Genomic DNA, 15,882 nt, shown 5'->3' on the forward strand with positions numbered 1-15,882 from the left:
GTCGAGGAACTCACCCAGAAGGACATCGGCGAGCGCCTCGGCGTCTCCCAGATGCACGTCTCCCGGCTCATCTCCCGCCTGCTGACCCGCCTGCGGGAGGGCATGCTCAGCACCGTCTGAGCGGTGGTCCGGTCTCAGGCCGCGGTCGTCTTCTTCTTCCGGCGACCGCGGCTTTTGCCGTCGCCGAGCGCGTCGACGAGTTGCTGGCGGCTCATCTTCGAGCGGCCCGCGATGTCCTGTTCGGTGGCCCGCTGGTAGAGCTCGGCCTTGCTCAGCTCCCGCAGCTCGCCCCGGGCGGGCGCGGTCCGGCGGGCGGGCCCGGCCTTCTTCCCCGGCGCGGCGGCCTTCTTCCGCGGCGCGGACCGCTTCTTGTTACCCGTGTCGTCGCCCGTACCGCCCTTCGCCTGTTCCAGGCTGCCGCGCAGTACCTCCATCAGGTCGACGACGTTGGTGGCCTCGGGCGCCTCCTCGGCGACGGCGACCTCCTCGCCCTCGGCCTTGGCCCGGACCAGCTCGCGGACCTTCTCCTGGTAGGTGTCGTGATAGCGGGCGGGCTCCCAGTCGCCGCTGAGGGCGTCGACGAGACGCAGCGCCATGTCCAGCTCCTTGCCCCGCCCCACCCGGTCCGACGGCAGTTCCGGAAGCTCCTTCACGGGGTCGCGGACCTCGTCGGCCCAGTGCAGCGTCTGGAGCAGCAGGACCCGGTCCTCGGCGCGCAGCGCGGTCAGGTACTGCCGGTTGCGCAGGACGAACGTGGCGACACCCGCCTTGCCGGTCTCGGCGAGGGCGGTGCGCAGCAGTTCGTAGACCTTGAGGTACTCCTTGCCACGCGGGGCGATGTAGTAGGTGCGGCCGAAGTAGACCGGCTCGATCCGGTCCAGGTCCACGAAGTCGGTGATCTCGAGGGTGCGGGAGCGGCCCGGCGCGATCTCGTCGAGTTCCCCGGGCTCCACGACGACGTACTCGCCCTCGCCCACCTCGTATCCCTTGACGATGTCGTCGGCGGCGACTTCCTCGCCGGTGCGCTCGTTGACCCGCCGGTTGCGGACCCGGTCCGAGGTGCCGCGCTGCAACTGGTGGAAGTGGACCGTGTGGTCCTCGGTCGCCGTGAACAGACCGACGGGCACCGACACCAGCCCGAAGGTGATCACGCCCGTCCAGATCGCCCGTGCCATGACCGTCCGCTCCGTCCGCTCCGCCGTCCCGCTCGCACCGCCCGGTCCCGCCACGCTGCCATCCGGCCCACGGCCGCGCGCGCCGGGCGGAGCACACGGGTGGGCCGCACGGTGACAGCGCGCGGAACGGCCGCCTTCGTTGTTCCCTGTGAGGGGTGCGGCACGGCGGCCGCCTCCGTGGCCCGGCCGCCTCCCCCGACGCACCGCCGCACCTTCGCACCGTCGAACGACGCCGAACAGAGGGACGCCCCATGAGCTGTCGCCTGAAGCCGATCACCCGCGAGGAGCATCTGCGCTTCGTCACGTCCCGCCCTTCCGTGAGCCACCTCCAAGTCCCCTCCTGGGGCGACGTGAAGCCGGACTGGCGGGCGGAGAGCCTGGGCTGGTTCGACGAGGGCGGAGAGCTGGTGGGCGCCGGACTGGTGCTGCTGCGGCCGCTGCCGCGGCTGAAGCGGTACCTGGCCTACCTGCCCGAGGGCCCGGTCATCGACTGGACGGCGGACGGTCTGGAGCGGTGGCTGGAGCCGATGCTCGCGCACCTGAGGGAACGCGGCGCGTTCACGGTGCGGATGGGACCGCCGGTGGTGGCGCGGCGCTGGAGCGCCGACGCGGTCAAGGCGGCGATCGCCGACCCGGGGGCCCGGCGGCTGGGCGACGTGGAGGCGACGGTGCGCGAGCCCGGGGCCGACGACATCGCCGAGCGGCTGCGCCGGATGGGCTGGCGGCGCACCGAGCCCGGCGGCGAGGACGGCTTCGCCGCGGGCCAGCCGCGCCACGTGTGCCAGGTACCGCTCGCCGGGCGGTCGCCGGAGCAGCTGCGGGACGGCTTCAACCAGCAGTGGCGGCGCAACATCAAGAAGGCCGAGAAGGCCGGCGTCAAGGTCGTCCGGGGCGACGAGGAGGATCTGCCCACCTTCTACGAGCTGTACGTGGAGACCGCGCACCGGGACCGGTTCGTGCCGCGTCCCCTCGCCTACTTCCGGCGGATGTGGCAGGCGCTGACGGCCGAGGACCCGGACCGGATGCGCCTGTACCTCGCCCACCACGACGGGGAGGTGCTCGCCGCGGCCACGATGCTGACGGTCGGCGAGCACGTCTGGTACTCCTACGGCGCGTCCACCGGCCGGCGGCGCGAGGTGCAGCCCAACAACGCCCTCCAGTGGCGGATGATGTGCGACGCCCGTGAACTGGGCGCCGCCGTCTACGACTTCCGCGGCATCACCGACACCCTGGACGAGGACAACCACCTGCTGGGACTGCTCCGGTTCAAGGTCGGCGCGGGCGGCCAGGCCGTCGAGTACCTCGGCGAGTGGGACTATCCGCTGAACAGGGTGCTGCACAAGGCCGTGTCCCTGTATCTGGCCCACCGCTGAGTCAGGCCGACGGCGCCGCCGCCCCCGCCCTCGCGCCGCGCGCCAGGACCGCGTACAGCGCCGAGGCCACGACCATGCCGGCCGGCAGGGAGAGGTCGATGCCGCCCAGCGCGCGGGCGACCGGCCCGGCGTAGAGGGTGTCGACGCTGAGGGCGGCCACGACGACGCCACCGGCCAGGGCCAGTGCGCCGGCCGGGTTGACGCCGGCGGTGTACCAGAAGGGGCCGTCACGTGTCTCGTCCATGAGGGCCCGGCCGTCGTACCGGTTTCGGCGCAGCGCGATGTCGGTGGCGTAGACGGCCATGGCGGGGCCGAGGAGGACCACGGTGAGCTGGAGGACGTTGCTGACGGTGTCGAGGAAGTCGGAGACGAGCAGTCCGTACAGGGTGAGGGCGACGGCCGCGGTGCCGTCGGCGAGCACGCTGCGGGAGCGGCGGATGCGGATGCCGACGGCCTGGAGGGCGAGGCCCGCGCTGTAGGCGGTCAGGGCGTTGATGGCGACGGTGCCGAGGACCAGGGCGAGCAGGAGCACCGGGCCGAACCAGCCGGGCAGGATCTGCCGCAGGCCCGCCTGGGGGTCCGTCATGTCGACGGCGGTCGCGGCGAGGGCGCCGAGGAAGCAGACCACCACGCCCGGCAGGAAGCCGCCGAGGGCGGTCCAGCCGACGATCGCCTTGGCGGACGTCGTGCGGGGCAGGTAGCGGGAGAAGTCGGCACTGGTCGTGTACGACAGGGGGCCGGACCCGATGAGGGTGACGCCGGCGACGAGGACCGCCCACAGTTCGTGGCCGGTGAGCGGCTGGGCCGGCACGTACGAGAAGTCGGCGTGCCCGAGGACGCCGACGGCGACGACGGCGAAGGCGGCCGTCAGGGTCAGCGTGATCGGCAGGTAGAGCTTCATGATCATGGCGTGGCCGTAGACGCCGATGGTCAGGGTGAGGGCGGCCACGACGATCACCACGACGACCTTGACGCCGGTGTTCACGGTGATGCCGGTCATGTCCACGAGGGCGAAGGCGGCGGTCGCGGCGGCGGCGAGGTTGAGCGCGAAGTAGCAGACGGAGATCAGCCAGCCCACGATCGCGTTGTTCACGCGGTTGCCGCGGACCCCGTACATGGCGCGCGTGATGACCTCGCTCGGCGCGCCGGCCGCCGGACCGGATACCGACAGCAGGCCGGTGAGCAGCCAGAAGAGGTTGCCCACCACGATCACCGCCAGCGCCTGCCACGGGGTCAGGCCCATGAGGACCAGGGCGCCGCCGGTCACCAGGTTCAGGTAGTTGACGTTGGCCGCGGCCCAGACGGAGAAGAGCTGCCGGGGGCGCCCGTGCCGTTCGTGCTCGGGGATGTGGTCGATGCCGTGGGCCTCGACCCGGCTCGCCCGGTCCGACGCGGTCCGGGGCGGTGGCGCCTCCCCGCGCGGGGCGCCGGTGCCGGGTTGCGGGTCGGGGATCGTGGACGCCATAAGGCTCCTCCGGGGTGCTGGTGGCCCACCTGCTTGCTTGTTGGTCGCACACTCAATAGCATCGATTCCATGCCGTCAAGCATCTCGAACAAGCGAATCCGCAAAGATCCAGCGGCCAGACGTGCGGAAATCGTTGCCGCAGCGTCGTCCGTCGCACTGACCGAGGGACTGGAGTGCATCACCCTGCGGCGGATCGCCGAGGAGCTCGACGTCCGCCCCGGACTGATCAGCCACTACTTCCCGGCGGTGGAGGATCTGGTGGCCGAGGCGTACGGCGACGCGGCCGGCGCGGAACTCGACGAACTCCTCCCGGCCGACCGGTCCGGGGCCACGCCGACGCGGCAGCTGGCCCGGTTCTTCGCCCGGGCGGCCGGCGCCGGGTTCGACGACATCAGCCGCCTGTGGCTCAACGCCCGGCACCTGAGCCGCTACCGGCCCACGCTGCGCGACCGGGTCGCCGTCCAGGAGGCCGCGTGGCGCGACCGGCTCGAGGCGGTCGTCCGCGACGGCGTCGAGCGGGGCGAGTTCCGCACCGCGGACCCGCTGCTGGCCGCCATCCGGATCCTGGTCGTCCTCGACGGTCTCGGCATGCTCGTCAACAGCGTCGACACCACCGACGACCCGCCCGAGGTGCGGCTGATGCCGGCCCTCACCGCGGAGCGCGAACTCGGCCTGCCCGCGGGCACCCTGACGGCCGCCACCGCCCCGAACTGACCCGCTTCCAAGGAGCGACTGTGCGCACCTCTCTCATCCTGCTCTCGGCCCGGCTGCTCGATCCGGCCACCGGTGCCGTCCTGCCGCAGACCGCGCTGGCCGCGGCCGGCGGCCGGATCGCCGCCCTCGGTGACGACCGGGAGATCCGGGCCCTCGCGGACGCCTCGACCACGGTGATCGACCTGGGCGGCGCCGTGGTGACCCCCGGTCTGGTCGACGGCCACATCCATCCCGTCACGGGCGCCGAACTGACCCACGGCCTCGACCTGTCCGGCTGCGGCGACCTCGACCAGGTGCGTGGGGCACTGGCCGCAGCGGTGCGCGACCTCCCCCGGGGCGCGTGGCTGCACGGCTGGGGACTGGACCCCAACGTCTTCGCCGGCCGTCCGGTCGAGGTGGCCCCGTTCGACGCCGTGCTGGCGGGCGTGCCGGCGCTGCTGCTGCTCTTCGACGCACACTCGATGCTGGCCAGTCGGCGAGCGCTCGAGCTGGCGGGGGTGGACGGGCCGCGCACCTTCGACCAGGCGACGGCCGAGGTGGTGTGCGACGCGGACGGCAGGCCGACCGGGCTGCTGCTTGAGGACGCCGCCTGCGACCTGGTGGAGCGCGTCGCGCCGCGGCCCACCCGCGAGGAGCGGCGTGACCGGCTCGCCGCGGCTCTGGGCGCCATGGCCGCCTCCGGGCTGACCGGCGGCCATGTGATGGACGCGAACGGCGACAGCCTCGCCTTCTTCACCGAGCTGGACGAGGCCGGGCGGCTGCCGCTGCGGCTCCGGGTGGCGCCCTGGTGCCAGCCGGGCACCGACGCCGAGGGGCTGCGCGCACTCGTCGCGCGGCAGGGCGTGGGCGGCCGGCTGTGGCGGACCGCCGGGGTCAAGATCTTCATGGACGGGACCGTCGACAACGGCACCGCGTGGCTGGAGCAGCCGGACTGCCACGGCGAGTCCCGGCACGCCTTCTGGCCGGACCCCGAGGAGTACACCCGCGTCATCGGCGTGCTGCACCGGGCGGGGGTGCCCACGGCCACCCACGCGATCGGCGACGCGGCCGTACGGCACGTCCTGGACGCCGTGGAGAAGGCCCGGGCGGAGGGCGGCCCCGGGCCGCGGCACCGGGTCGAGCACATCGAGACCGTCCCGGACGACACCCTGCGCCGGTTCGCCGACCTGGGTGTCGTGGCGTCCATGCAGCCCACGCACTGCTGCGACTTCACCCGCGCCGACCACACCGACAACTGGTCGCGGCGGCTGGGCGAGCCGCGCGCCTCGCGGGCCTGGCGCTGCCGCGACCTGCACGACTCGGGGGCCGTCGTGGTCCTCGGCTCCGACTGGCCCATCGCGCCGTACCCGCCGCTCGGCGTCATGGCGGGCGCCCGCCACCGTCGGCCGACGCGCGATCTGAGCCGGGCCCCGCACGGCCCGGAGCAGGCGCTGACGGCGGTGGAGGCCCTGCGCGGCATGACCGTCAACGCCGCCTACGCCGCGGGCGAGGAGCACGAGGCCGGGCGGATCGCCGTGGGCCACCGCGCCGACCTGACGGTCCTGGGCGCCGACCCGCTCACCGTGGCGTCCACCGAACTCGCCGACGTACCGGTGCTGTTGACCGTGCTGGACGGCGAGCCGACGCATCGGGCGGCGAGTCTGTGACACGGTGGGCGGACGGCCCGCCGCCTCCCGTGCGGCGGGACCGAGCCCGGACGAGGTGAAGCGGGGTGGGGAGATGGCGCGGCTCTTGGTGGTGCAGAACCATGAGGGCGGTGGGGCGGGCCGGTTCGGCGACTGGCTGACGGCGGGCGGGGTGGCACTGGACGTGGTGCACGCGTACGCCGGTGCGGCCCTCCCCCGGCGCCCGGAGCACGACGGCGTGCTGGTGCTCGGCGGCGGCTACCTGCCCGACGACGACGAGCGCGCTCCCTGGCTCGCACCCACCCGGGCCCTGGTCGCCGAGGCGGTGCGGCGGGGCACCCCGGTCTTCGGGATCTGCCTCGGCGGACAGCTCCTCGCCCAGGTCGCGGGCGGCACGGTGCGGGGTGAGCACGGCGAACCGGAGGTCGGCAGCACGCCGTTGACCGTGCGGCCGGAGGCCGGTGCCGATCCGCTCTTCGCGGGGCTGCCGGAGCGCGTGACGGCGGTCGAGCACCACCAGGACGCCGTCACCGCGCTGCCGCCCGGCGCGGCGTGGCTCATGTCGAGCGAGCGGTGCCCGTACCAGGCGTTCCGGGTCGGTGAGCGGGCGTGGGGCGTGCAGTTCCACCCCGAGGCCGGGGCGGACCGGGTCGGGTCGTGGGACGCCGAACGGCTGCGGGCCCGGGGGTGGGACCCGGAGGAACTGGCCCGCCGGGCGGAACGCGACGAGCCCGCGGCCGAGGCGGTCTGGCGCGAGGTGGCCGGTCGCTTCGCCGCGGTCGTCGCCGGGTCGTGAGGACCGGCTCGTGAGGTTCAGCCGCTGAAGGCGCCCCGGTCGGCGAAGGCCAGCTTGGCGAAGCGTTCGCCGATGAGGCGGTGGGTGGCCGCGTCCGGGTGGACGTTGTCCGGCAGCGGCAGGTCCACCGCGTCGGCCTCTCCGTACAGTTCGCGGCCGTCGAGGTAGTACAGGTTCTCGTCGTCGGCGGCCCGTTGGGCGACGATCCGGGACAGCTCGTCCCGGATGACGTTCAGGGTCAGTTTCCCGCTCGCGCGTTCCGCCGGGTCACCCGTGGCGACGAACCGGAGGCGGCCCTCGGCGATGCCGGAGAAGTCGGGGGCGAGGGGCCCGGGGGTGTCCTCCTGTACGGGGCACAGGATGGGCGAGACGACCAGCAGCGGGGCGGTGGGGTGGCCCTCCCGGACGGTGTCGAGGAAGCCGTGCACGGCGGGGCCGAAGGCCCGCAGGCGCATGACGTCGGCGTTGACCACGTTGATGCCGATCTTCACGCTGATCAGGTCGGCGGGGGTGTCCCGCATCGCCCGTGCGGTGAACGGGTCGAGCAGGGCGCTGCCGCCCAGGCCCAGGTTGATCAGTTCCACGCCACCGAGGGAGGCGGCGAGGGCGGGCCAGGTGGTGGTGGGGCTCGCGGCGTCGGAGCCGTGACTGATCGAGCTGCCGTGGTGCAGCCAGACCCGGCGCCCGGGGTCGGGGGCGGGCTCGACGGGGGCGTCAGTGCGCAGGGCGACGAGTTCGGTGGTCTCGTTGTGCGGCAGCCAGATCTCGATGTCCTTGCTGCCCTCGGGCAGGTCCGCGAAGCGGAGGGTGCCGACCGGGCCGGACTCGACGCTCGCCGTGCCGGTGGTCATGTCGATGGTCAGGGTGTTGCCGCCCGTGACACTGCCCCGGCCCGCCGGACGGCCGTCGACGAGCAGGTCGTACACGCCGTCCGGGCGCGGTGGGACACCGGCGTAGACCCGCTTGGTGGGCAGGGTGTCCAGTTCGAGGACGGTGGCGCGGGTGCGCAGCGCCAAACGTACGCCGGAGGGCTGGGACTCGGCCATGGCCAGCTGGCCGTCGTTGTTCTGTGCGCGGGCCCGGGCGGGCAGCCGGTGCGGCAGCAGGCCGCGCTCGGTGCGCTCCAGGTCGAGGGCGCCCCGCAGGAGGTTCTCGGTGATGGGCGTGGTGATCCAGTCGTCCGTGGTGTGCATCTCGTCTCCGGCGGTGGTGCGGCTGGGTGTACGGCTTCCCCCTTCACCGATTGTGCACTGTCCTAATCTAATTAGGCAAATGGCTTAACATCAAAGGAAACCCGGCTCGGCCTCCCGTGGCAGGAGTGACGGCTTCCAACGGGAAAACGCCACGGCCGCCGGTCACCGTCCAAGGAGGAGGTACGTTCCGGCCATGCACACCGTCGCCGTTCTCGCGCTGGACCAGGTGATCCCGTTCGACCTGTCCACTCCGATCGAGGTCTTCACCCGTACCCGGCTCCCCGACGGCCGTCCCGGCTACCGGATCCGGGTGTGTGCCGAGCACCCCGAGATCGACGCCGGCGCGTTCACGCTGCGGGCGCCCTGGGGACTGGACGGGCTGCGGGACGCGGACACCATCATCGTGCCCGGTACGGCCGCCGCGGCCGAGCCGCTCTCCCCCGCCGTCCGCGAGGCGCTGCGCACGGCCGCCGGGAACGGCACCCGGATCGCCTCCCTCTGCTCCGGCACCTTCCCACTGGCCGCCACCGGGCTGCTGGACGGGCTGCGGGCCACCACCCACTGGATCGCCGCACAGGCCCTGGCCGACGCCCATCCGGCCATCGACGTCGACCCGGACGTCCTGTACGTCGACAACGGCCGGATCCTCACCTCGGCCGGCGCCGCCGCGGGCCTGGACCTGTGCCTGCACATGATCCGGCGCGACTACGGCTCGGCGGTCGCCGCGCACGCCGCCCGGCTGTCGGTGATGCCGCTCGAACGCGAAGGCGGCCAGGCCCAGTTCATCGCCCACGACTACACGCCCGTGCCCCGCGGTTCCGCCCTGGAACCCCTGCTCGCCTGGCTGCGGGAGAACCTGGCCCGCGACCTCTCCCTCGCCGACATCGCCGCCCACGCCGGGATGAGCACGCGGACGCTGATCCGCCGCTTCCGGGAGCAGACCGGCAGCACCCCGTTGCAGTGGCTGCACCGTGCCCGGGTGCGGCAGGCGCAGCACCTGCTGGAGACGACCGAGCACTCCGTGGAACGCATCGCCGCCCAGGTCGGCTTCGGTTCGCCGACCTCCTTCCGCGACCGCTTCAAGCGCACCACCGGAGTCAGCCCGCACGCCTACCGCCGCACCTTCGGCTGACGGCCGGCGGCCCGGCGCCGTGCCCCGGGTGGACCCCGTCCGGGTCGCGGGTCCGCCCGGGTGACCGTAGACAGAGGGCATGGGCGCAGGCAGCGTGGGGACCGGTGACGACATGACGCAGCCGCACCTGGTCACGTTCGGGCACGGCACCGCGGGCCGCGCGGAGCTGGCCGGACTGCTGCGAGGTGCCGGTGTCACCTCCGTGGTCGACGCCAGGACCGCCCCCGGCAGCCGCCGCGACCCCGACCTGCTGCGGGACCGGCTGGCCGAGTGGATGCCGGAGGAGGGCCTCGACTACCGGTGGGAGCGGCGGCTGGGCGGGTTCCGCAAGCCGGCGCCCGGCTCGCCCGACGTCGTCTGGCGCAACGCGTCCTTCCGCGCCTACGCCGGGCACACGCGGTCGCCGGAGTTCGTCGCCGCGATGGACGAGTTGCTGGCCTCGGCGGCACACGAGCGCACCGCCGTCATGTGCGGCGAGGCGGTGTGGTGGCGCTGCCACCGACGCCTCATCGCCGACTTCGCCGTACTGGCCCGCGACACCCCGGCGGACCACCTCATGCACGACGGCCGGCTGACGGCCCACTCCCCCACCCCGGGCGTCCGGCTGCGCTCGGACGGCCTGCTCGTCTACGACGACCTGGAGGCGGCGGCGAGATAGGCCGCACCGACGCCGGGGCGGTCCCGGCGGCTCGCGGTCGGCGCGGAGACGGACGGCGGAGGACGGGCCGAAGGACGAAGGACGGAGGACGGTGACCATGCAGCGCAAGGGCGGGCGTCGCCGGGACACGGACGGTCAGGACGCGAGGGAAACGGTCGAGCAGGTCCTGGACGAGCTGTACGCCATGCCTCCGTCCACCTTCGTCTCCCGTCGGGAGGAACGCGCCGCGGCCGCCAGAACCGCCGGTCGCAAGGAGGACGCCCGCCGCATCCACGCCGCCCGTCGGCCCACACTCGCCGCGTGGGCGGCGAATCTGCTGACCCGCTCCCGGCCGGAGGAGACCCGCCGGTTCCTGGAGCTGGGGCAGGCGCTGCGCGAGGCACACCGCACCCTGGACGCCGTCGGGCTCAAGGAACTCTCGGCGCAGCGCCGGCACATCGTCACCGCCCTCTCCCGGCAGGCCGCACGGCTCGCCGACGAGGCCGGGCAACGGCTCTCCCCGGCGGCGGAGCGGGAGGTCGAGTCGACGCTGCGCGCGGTCCTCGCCGACCCGGAGGCGGCCGACCGGTGGGCCGGGGGACGCCTGGAGGTCTCCCTGACCCCGCCCTCGGCCTTTCCTTCGGGCACCGCTGCGCCGGAGCCCGCCCGGTCCGGACCCCGGGCGACAGCACGCCCGAAGTCCCCCCGCACCACGTCCGGCACCCGGGCGAAGGACGAACTCGCCGAGCGGCGCCGCGAGCGGCGAGCAGAACGGGAGCGGGCCGAACAGGAGGCCGAGCGGGCCGAAGGGCACCTGCGCGACGCACGCGCCGAGCAGGCCGACGCACAGGAGTCGCTCCGCCGGGCCGACGACGAACTGGGCCGGGTCCGCGAGACGGTGGCAGCCGCCGAGGAGCGGCTGCGCGGGGCGCACGAGGACCTCCAACGGGCCGAGCGGGAACGGCGGGAGGCCGAGGAGCGGGGCCGTGCGGCGGCGGACGCCGTCGCCCAGGCCGAGCGGGAAGCCCGGGCGAGCGCGCGCCGGGTGGACCGCTTGGGCGGCCGAGGCAGGTAATACGGCTCGTCCGATTGAGTACTCGTACTCATGAGGTGCGTCCCCCCGCCGGGGGACGCTTGCCGCACCAGTCACCCCCCAGGGAGTCAACCGTGCGTACCACTCAGCTGCTTCACCGACCGCCGACCACGTCCGCCGTCCGCACCGGGCGCTCCGTCCGTGTTCTCGTCCTGGCCTGTGTGGCCGCCGCGGCGGTGCTGACCGGCTGTTCCATGGAGGAGGCCACCTGCGGCGGCGGTGAGTACCCGGTCCTGAGCATCGGCGGCACCGGCAGTGCCTGTGTGCCCAAGGGCGAGGAGCCGCCCAAGGGTTACACCCGCTACCCCGAGGGCAAGGTCCCGGAACACGTCGGCGACAAGTGGGACACCTACTGGCAGACACATACCGTCGACGAGCACGGGAAGATCGTGGAGGTGCCCGCGGGCGGGTGACCACCGCTCTCCGCGGCCCGAACACACGCACGGAGTTGCGGCGGCACATACCACGATGGCGACCATACGTGGTATACCGACTCGGCAGCGAACAGGGCACCAACTGAGGGCTGCGCTCAGCCTTCACGGCCGCGAAGCAAGGAGAGTCCACACCATGTCCGAGAGCACGATGCAGTCCGCCACGGAACTGGCGTCGCAGTACAGCGTCCAGGTGACCGACGACCTGGAGCGCAACGTCAAGGAGCAGGAACGTGTCAGCGCGGAGATCACGGCACTCCAGCAGCAACTGGCCGCGCTCCAGCACGACCACGCCCTGCTGGTGAACATGCAGCAGGCCCTCGGCATCACCGCGCCGCCGCAGTCCGCCCCCGCACCGCAGCCCGCCGCCGCGGCCGAGCCGGCCACGGTGCCGGCTCCGCGTGGCGGTGCCGCCGCGCGGTCGGGGGCGGGCAAGTCGACGCGGAGCAAGAAGGCCACCACCGCGTCCAAGCGCGCGGCGGCCACGAAGACGGGTGCCAAGCCGGCCTCGAAGCCGGCGGCGAAGAAGGCCACCAAGCCGGCCGCCACGACGGCCACCGAGACGGCCGACAAGGCACCCGCCAAGACACCGGCCAAGGCAACTGCTGCCAAGGCGAGCGACAAGACACCGGCCAAGACGGCGGAGACCAAGCCGGCCGCCAAGACCGCCACCAAGAGCGCGGGGAAGCCCGCGGCGAAGAAGGCGGCGGCGCGGGACGCCGGCCGGCCGACCCTGGTGGAGCTGGTGCGCGAGCACCTCGCCGGGCAGCGGGAACCGCGGTCCGCCGCCGAGGTCACCACGGCGCTGAGCGAGGCCCACTCCGGACGCACCGTCAAGACCACGGTCGTGCGCACCACGCTCGAGGGACTCGTCGCCAAGAACCAGGCCCAGCGCACCAAGCAGGGCACCTCGGTCTACTACACCGCCACCGAGGCCGCCGCGCCCGAGCGGAAGCAGGACTCCGCGGCCGAGGCCGCCCCCGCGCAGAGCGGCAGCTGAGCATCCCCCGGCACCCCGGACGCGACGCGGCGCGCGGCCGGGGGAGATCGGGGTGAGTATCGGTGGATGGGTGTTGTCCTGCCGGTGCTCTTCGCACTCCTCGCCGCCTTCAGCAACGCGCTGGCCACCGTGCTCCAGCGGCGCGCCGCGCTGAGCGTGCCGCAGTCCCAGGGGTTCCGCCCCGGACTCGTCCTCGACCTGCTGCGGCGCCCCGTCTGGCTCGGCGGCATGCTGGCCGTCGTGGTGGCCGGTGTGGGTCAGGCGGTCGCCCTGGCGACGGGGCCGCTGTCACTCGTACAGCCCCTGTTCGTGCTGGAGCTTCCGCTGGCCCTGCTGCTGGCCTCGCTGCTGACCGGCAACCGGCTGCCGGAGGTCATGTGGCTCGCCGTCGGCGGGGTGGTCGTGGGGCTCGGTGTCGCGCTGGCCTCGGCCGCGCCGGACGGCGGCGAGACCGACGTGCCCCTGGACCGCTGGGTGCCGGCGCTGGCGGCCTGTGCCGGGCTGGCCGTACTGCTGGCCGGCGCCGGTCTGAGGCGCCCCGTCGGCAAGGCCCGTGCCGGTTGCCTCGGCGCGGCCACGGCGGTGTGCTACGCGCTGACGGCCGGGCTGATGAAGGACTCCATGCGCGTCCTGGACGCCGACGGCCTGACCGGCTTCTTCACCGCCTGGCAGACCTACGGCTTCGCGGCGGCCGGGGTGTGTGCCGTGCTCCTGCTGGAGCACGCCATGCAGGGCGGTCCGCTCGTCGCCTCCCAGCCCGCCCTCACGCTCGGCGACGCGACGGTGAGCCTGCTGCTCGGCGTGGTCCTGTACCGGGAGGACGTACGGGGCGACTGGTGGGTCGTGCCGCAGTTGCTCGGCGTCGCGCTCATCGTCGTGGGCGTGCTGTACCTGGCCCGGCGCGGCGTGGATCTGCGCACCGCGCGGTGAGCGTCCCGCGGGCCGGGTGGCGAAGCGCGCCGCACTCCCCCGCGAACCCGCAGGTCAGACGTTTTCGCAGGTCAGCAGGGGTGGCGTAACGTCGGCGAAACATGGTCCGGGTTACCGTGAGCGGCATGGACCACCACGGGGGACGGCCGCGCGCCGAGCGGGCCCGGCAGCTGGCCGACGTACTGCGGCAACAGATCACGGACGGTGCCTTCGCGGGCGGCACACTGCCCGACGAGCGGGAGCTGGGCCGCCGGTTCGGTGCCTCGCGCAACGCCGTGCGGGACGCCCTGGCCCTGCTGCGCGAGGAGGGTCTGATCACCCGGCGGCGCGGGATCGGCACGACGGTGCTGCTGCCGAAGTACGGGCACGGCCTCGACCGGCTGACCGGGCTGGCCGAGGAGCTGACCGGGCGCGGCACCGTCACCAACGAGGTGCGGGTCGCCGCGGAGGTGCCGGTGCTGCCCGCCGCGATCGCCGCCCGTCTGGAGGTGCCGGCCGGGGCGGGCGGTGTGCACGTGGAGCGGCTGCGGTGGCTGGACGGGCTGCCGTTGTCGCTGGACACCAGTTACCTGACCGCCGACGTCGGCCGTGCCGTGCTCGCCGGCGACCTGCGGGACCGTGATGTGTTCGACCTGGTCGAGGAGGCCGCCGGTGTCCGGCTGGGGCAGGCCGAGGTGGCCGTGCACGCGGTCAACGCGGACCCGGGCACGGCACGGCTGCTGGGGATCGAGCCGGGAGCGGCGGTGTTCGCCCTGGAGCGGCTGACCCGGTTGGCGGACGGCCGGCCGGTGGACGCGGAGTCGATCCGGGTCCGCGCGGACCGGATGACCCTGCGCGCCACACTTCACCGTGGCGGGCCCGGGACCGCGTCGGAGGAGACCTGAGATGACCGGTGCGAGTGTGCCCGTGCTGGTGGCGCTGGGGCTGCTGGGTCTGGCCGGCGGGGTGGGCATCACCGCCGTCGGGCCGGGCGGGGTGCTGCCCACCATCGGTCTGTTCGCGCTCACCGGCCTGACGCCGGCGGAGGTGGCCGGGACGGCGATCGTCACCCATGTCGCCACCGGGGTCCTGGCGACCGCCGCCTACACCCGCTCCGGGCAGCTGCGCGAGCCGGGGACCCGGCGCACGGCGCTGGTCCTGGCGGTGAGCGCGGTCGCCGGCACCCCGCTCGGGGTCCTCGTCAACTCGTATGTGTCCAAGCGGATGTTCGGGCTGGTGCTCGGTGTGTTCGTGGCCGGTGTGGCGGGCCTGGTGTGGTTCCGCGAGCGTCGCCGTCCGGCCGCCGCGCGGGCGCACCCGTCCACGGCGGTGGTGGCGGGCCTGGGCTGCGCGGTGGCCGTGGCGGCCGGGGTCGTCGGCATCGGCGGACCGATGCTGACCGTGCCCCTGCTGGTGGCCCTGGGCGTGCCCGTGCTGGAGTCCCTCGCCGCGGCCCAGGCGCAGTCCGTCGTCATCGCCGGGGTGGGGACGGTGGGGTACCTGGCCCAGGGCGCGGTCGACTGGCCGCTGGCGGTGCTGGTCGGTGTGCCCGAGCTGGCGGGGGTGCTGCTGGGCTGGCGGATCGCCCACGCGCTGCCCACCCGCCACCTGAAGTACGCCCTGATCGCGACGCTGTTCGCGCTCGCCCCGTACCTCGCCCTGCACGGCTGACCGGGATGCCCAGGTCACGCACCGGCGGACACGTCATGCGGTGCCCGCCACCGCACCCCCGGCCCGGTTCCGCGGGACGGTCGTCCTTGACGGCATGCCGCTGCTCCGTACGAGTGGTGCGTTCTGGGACACGGTCGTACGGTCGGAACGGAGAACGAAGAAAGCGGAGGCAAGCGACCCCGAGACGGCGGGAGCAGACATGGGCAGGAACCCGATGAGGGCAGCGGTCACACTCTGTGCCGCCGCCGCGCTCGCAGTACCGCTGGGCACGGCATCCGCCGCACCGTCGGCACAGCCCGCGGCGCGGACCCAGCAGACGCAGGATCCGGTGCTGGTCGACTGCTCCGGGCAGCCGCAGATCGGACCCGAGGCGTACGTGCTCGCCTGCGGGGACGGCAACAGCCGCCTGGTCTCCCTGCGCTGGTTCCGGTGGGACCCGCAGGCCGCCGTGGGCCGGGGCACCAACGCCGTCAACGACTGCGACCCCTACTGCGCCGCGGGCGCCTTCCACTCCTACCCGGTGACCGTGCGGCTCGACATGCCGACGGGCGGGGAGCAGGGCACGGGCCAGCCGCACTTCACCCGGATCACCCTCACCTACACCGACGGCAGGCCGGACGGGTCCCCGCGCACGGTGACCTACCCCTTGCCCGGCTGACCGAGCGGCC

The 15,882-nt window shown here is 73.9% G+C and carries 17 protein-coding genes; 14 read left to right on the top strand and 3 right to left on the bottom strand.

Going from position 1 to position 15,882, the window contains the following annotated elements:
• A partial coding sequence (locus ACIRGB_RS33150) for a sigma factor-like helix-turn-helix DNA-binding protein (RefSeq protein WP_403872905.1) occupies positions 1–120 on the top strand: 120 nt, incomplete at its 5' end.
• A 14-nt stretch (positions 121–134) separates the two neighbouring features.
• Here the strand turns inward: ACIRGB_RS33150 and ACIRGB_RS33155 are convergent.
• Positions 135–1,175, bottom strand: a complete 1,041-nt coding sequence (locus tag ACIRGB_RS33155) for a Ku protein (protein ID WP_403872722.1) — start codon at positions 1,173–1,175, stop codon at positions 135–137.
• Positions 1,176–1,426: 251 nt separating this feature from the next.
• Between ACIRGB_RS33155 and ACIRGB_RS33160 the strand changes: the two genes are divergently transcribed.
• Positions 1,427–2,548 (top strand): lipid II:glycine glycyltransferase FemX, encoded by a 1,122-nt coding sequence (locus ACIRGB_RS33160; protein ID WP_403872724.1) that lies wholly within the window; start codon positions 1,427–1,429, stop codon positions 2,546–2,548.
• A 1-nt stretch (position 2,549) separates the two neighbouring features.
• Here the strand turns inward: ACIRGB_RS33160 and ACIRGB_RS33165 are convergent, their stop codons facing one another.
• Positions 2,550–4,013: a purine-cytosine permease family protein gene (locus tag ACIRGB_RS33165; RefSeq protein WP_403872726.1), complete on the bottom strand. Its 1,464-nt coding sequence runs from the start codon at positions 4,011–4,013 to the stop codon at positions 2,550–2,552.
• Positions 4,014–4,082: 69 nt separating this feature from the next.
• Here ACIRGB_RS33165 and ACIRGB_RS33170 point away from each other — a divergent pair, with 69 nt between their 5' ends.
• The 3 genes from ACIRGB_RS33170 to ACIRGB_RS33180 all read left to right on the top strand — a co-directional run bounded on the left by ACIRGB_RS33170 (position 4,083) and on the right by ACIRGB_RS33180 (position 7,148).
• On the top strand, positions 4,083–4,727 hold the full coding sequence (locus tag ACIRGB_RS33170) for a TetR/AcrR family transcriptional regulator (RefSeq protein WP_403872728.1): 645 nt from the start codon (positions 4,083–4,085) through the stop codon (positions 4,725–4,727).
• A 20-nt stretch (positions 4,728–4,747) separates the two neighbouring features.
• Positions 4,748–6,373 carry an amidohydrolase gene (locus ACIRGB_RS33175; RefSeq protein ID WP_403872730.1) on the top strand — a complete coding sequence of 542 codons (1,626 nt, stop codon included), beginning with the start codon at positions 4,748–4,750 and terminating at the stop codon, positions 6,371–6,373.
• 73 nt (positions 6,374–6,446) lie between these two features.
• On the top strand, positions 6,447–7,148 hold the full coding sequence (locus tag ACIRGB_RS33180) for a type 1 glutamine amidotransferase (protein ID WP_403872732.1): 702 nt from the start codon (positions 6,447–6,449) through the stop codon (positions 7,146–7,148).
• 17 nt (positions 7,149–7,165) lie between these two features.
• Here the strand turns inward: ACIRGB_RS33180 and ACIRGB_RS33185 are convergent, their stop codons facing one another.
• Positions 7,166–8,341, bottom strand: a complete 1,176-nt coding sequence (locus tag ACIRGB_RS33185; protein WP_403872734.1) for a GDSL-type esterase/lipase family protein — start codon at positions 8,339–8,341, stop codon at positions 7,166–7,168.
• A gap of 193 nt (positions 8,342–8,534) precedes the next feature.
• Here ACIRGB_RS33185 and ACIRGB_RS33190 point away from each other — a divergent pair, with 193 nt between their 5' ends.
• The 9 genes from ACIRGB_RS33190 to ACIRGB_RS33230 all read left to right on the top strand — a co-directional run bounded on the left by ACIRGB_RS33190 (position 8,535) and on the right by ACIRGB_RS33230 (position 15,872).
• Positions 8,535–9,473, top strand: a complete 939-nt coding sequence (locus ACIRGB_RS33190; protein WP_403872736.1) for a GlxA family transcriptional regulator — start codon at positions 8,535–8,537, stop codon at positions 9,471–9,473.
• Positions 9,474–9,552: 79 nt separating this feature from the next.
• Positions 9,553–10,131 carry a DUF488 family protein gene (locus ACIRGB_RS33195; RefSeq protein ID WP_403872738.1) on the top strand — a complete coding sequence of 193 codons (579 nt, stop codon included), beginning with the start codon at positions 9,553–9,555 and terminating at the stop codon, positions 10,129–10,131.
• Between the two features lie 97 nt (positions 10,132–10,228).
• Positions 10,229–11,185 (top strand): hypothetical protein, encoded by a 957-nt coding sequence (locus ACIRGB_RS33200; RefSeq protein ID WP_403872907.1) that lies wholly within the window; start codon positions 10,229–10,231, stop codon positions 11,183–11,185.
• Between the two features lie 92 nt (positions 11,186–11,277).
• Positions 11,278–11,616 carry an SCO0607 family lipoprotein gene (locus tag ACIRGB_RS33205; RefSeq protein WP_403872740.1) on the top strand — a complete coding sequence of 113 codons (339 nt, stop codon included), beginning with the start codon at positions 11,278–11,280 and terminating at the stop codon, positions 11,614–11,616.
• A gap of 154 nt (positions 11,617–11,770) precedes the next feature.
• Positions 11,771–12,634, top strand: a complete 864-nt coding sequence (locus ACIRGB_RS33210) for a hypothetical protein (protein ID WP_403872742.1) — start codon at positions 11,771–11,773, stop codon at positions 12,632–12,634.
• Between the two features lie 66 nt (positions 12,635–12,700).
• A complete protein-coding gene (locus tag ACIRGB_RS33215; RefSeq protein ID WP_403872744.1) occupies positions 12,701–13,564 on the top strand; it encodes a DMT family transporter in 864 nt (287 codons plus the stop codon).
• A gap of 125 nt (positions 13,565–13,689) precedes the next feature.
• Positions 13,690–14,448 carry a GntR family transcriptional regulator gene (locus tag ACIRGB_RS33220; RefSeq protein WP_403872746.1) on the top strand — a complete coding sequence of 253 codons (759 nt, stop codon included), beginning with the start codon at positions 13,690–13,692 and terminating at the stop codon, positions 14,446–14,448.
• Position 14,449: 1 nt separating this feature from the next.
• Positions 14,450–15,214: a sulfite exporter TauE/SafE family protein gene (locus ACIRGB_RS33225; RefSeq protein WP_403872748.1), complete on the top strand. Its 765-nt coding sequence runs from the start codon at positions 14,450–14,452 to the stop codon at positions 15,212–15,214.
• Positions 15,215–15,413: 199 nt separating this feature from the next.
• Complete coding sequence (locus ACIRGB_RS33230; protein WP_403872750.1) at positions 15,414–15,872, top strand: hypothetical protein; 459 nt, start codon at positions 15,414–15,416, stop codon at positions 15,870–15,872.
• Positions 15,873–15,882: the final 10 nt, after the last annotated feature.

The sequence above is a fragment of the Streptomyces sp. NPDC102490 genome (genome assembly GCF_044765285.1).
Taxonomy (GTDB): Bacteria; Actinomycetota; Actinomycetes; order Streptomycetales; family Streptomycetaceae; genus Streptomyces.

What these genes read in the sequence shown, in the direction of transcription:
- ACIRGB_RS33200 (WP_403872907.1), top strand. Translation starts at nt 10,229, where the DNA reads ATGCAGCGCAAGGGCGGGCGTCGCCGGGACACGGACGGTCAGGACGCG.
- ACIRGB_RS33185 (WP_403872734.1), bottom strand. Translation starts at nt 8,341, where the DNA reads ATGCACACCACGGACGACTGGATCACCACGCCCATCACCGAGAACCTC.
- ACIRGB_RS33195 (WP_403872738.1), top strand. Translation starts at nt 9,553, where the DNA reads ATGGGCGCAGGCAGCGTGGGGACCGGTGACGACATGACGCAGCCGCAC.
- ACIRGB_RS33215 (WP_403872744.1), top strand. Translation starts at nt 12,701, where the DNA reads ATGGGTGTTGTCCTGCCGGTGCTCTTCGCACTCCTCGCCGCCTTCAGC.
- ACIRGB_RS33225 (WP_403872748.1), top strand. Translation starts at nt 14,450, where the DNA reads ATGACCGGTGCGAGTGTGCCCGTGCTGGTGGCGCTGGGGCTGCTGGGT.
- ACIRGB_RS33160 (WP_403872724.1), top strand. Translation starts at nt 1,427, where the DNA reads ATGAGCTGTCGCCTGAAGCCGATCACCCGCGAGGAGCATCTGCGCTTC.
- ACIRGB_RS33170 (WP_403872728.1), top strand. Translation starts at nt 4,083, where the DNA reads ATGCCGTCAAGCATCTCGAACAAGCGAATCCGCAAAGATCCAGCGGCC.
- ACIRGB_RS33230 (WP_403872750.1), top strand. Translation starts at nt 15,414, where the DNA reads ATGGGCAGGAACCCGATGAGGGCAGCGGTCACACTCTGTGCCGCCGCC.
- ACIRGB_RS33220 (WP_403872746.1), top strand. Translation starts at nt 13,690, where the DNA reads ATGGACCACCACGGGGGACGGCCGCGCGCCGAGCGGGCCCGGCAGCTG.
- ACIRGB_RS33180 (WP_403872732.1), top strand. Translation starts at nt 6,447, where the DNA reads ATGGCGCGGCTCTTGGTGGTGCAGAACCATGAGGGCGGTGGGGCGGGC.
- ACIRGB_RS33190 (WP_403872736.1), top strand. Translation starts at nt 8,535, where the DNA reads ATGCACACCGTCGCCGTTCTCGCGCTGGACCAGGTGATCCCGTTCGAC.
- ACIRGB_RS33165 (WP_403872726.1), bottom strand. Translation starts at nt 4,013, where the DNA reads ATGGCGTCCACGATCCCCGACCCGCAACCCGGCACCGGCGCCCCGCGC.
- ACIRGB_RS33155 (WP_403872722.1), bottom strand. Translation starts at nt 1,175, where the DNA reads ATGGCACGGGCGATCTGGACGGGCGTGATCACCTTCGGGCTGGTGTCG.
- ACIRGB_RS33210 (WP_403872742.1), top strand. Translation starts at nt 11,771, where the DNA reads ATGTCCGAGAGCACGATGCAGTCCGCCACGGAACTGGCGTCGCAGTAC.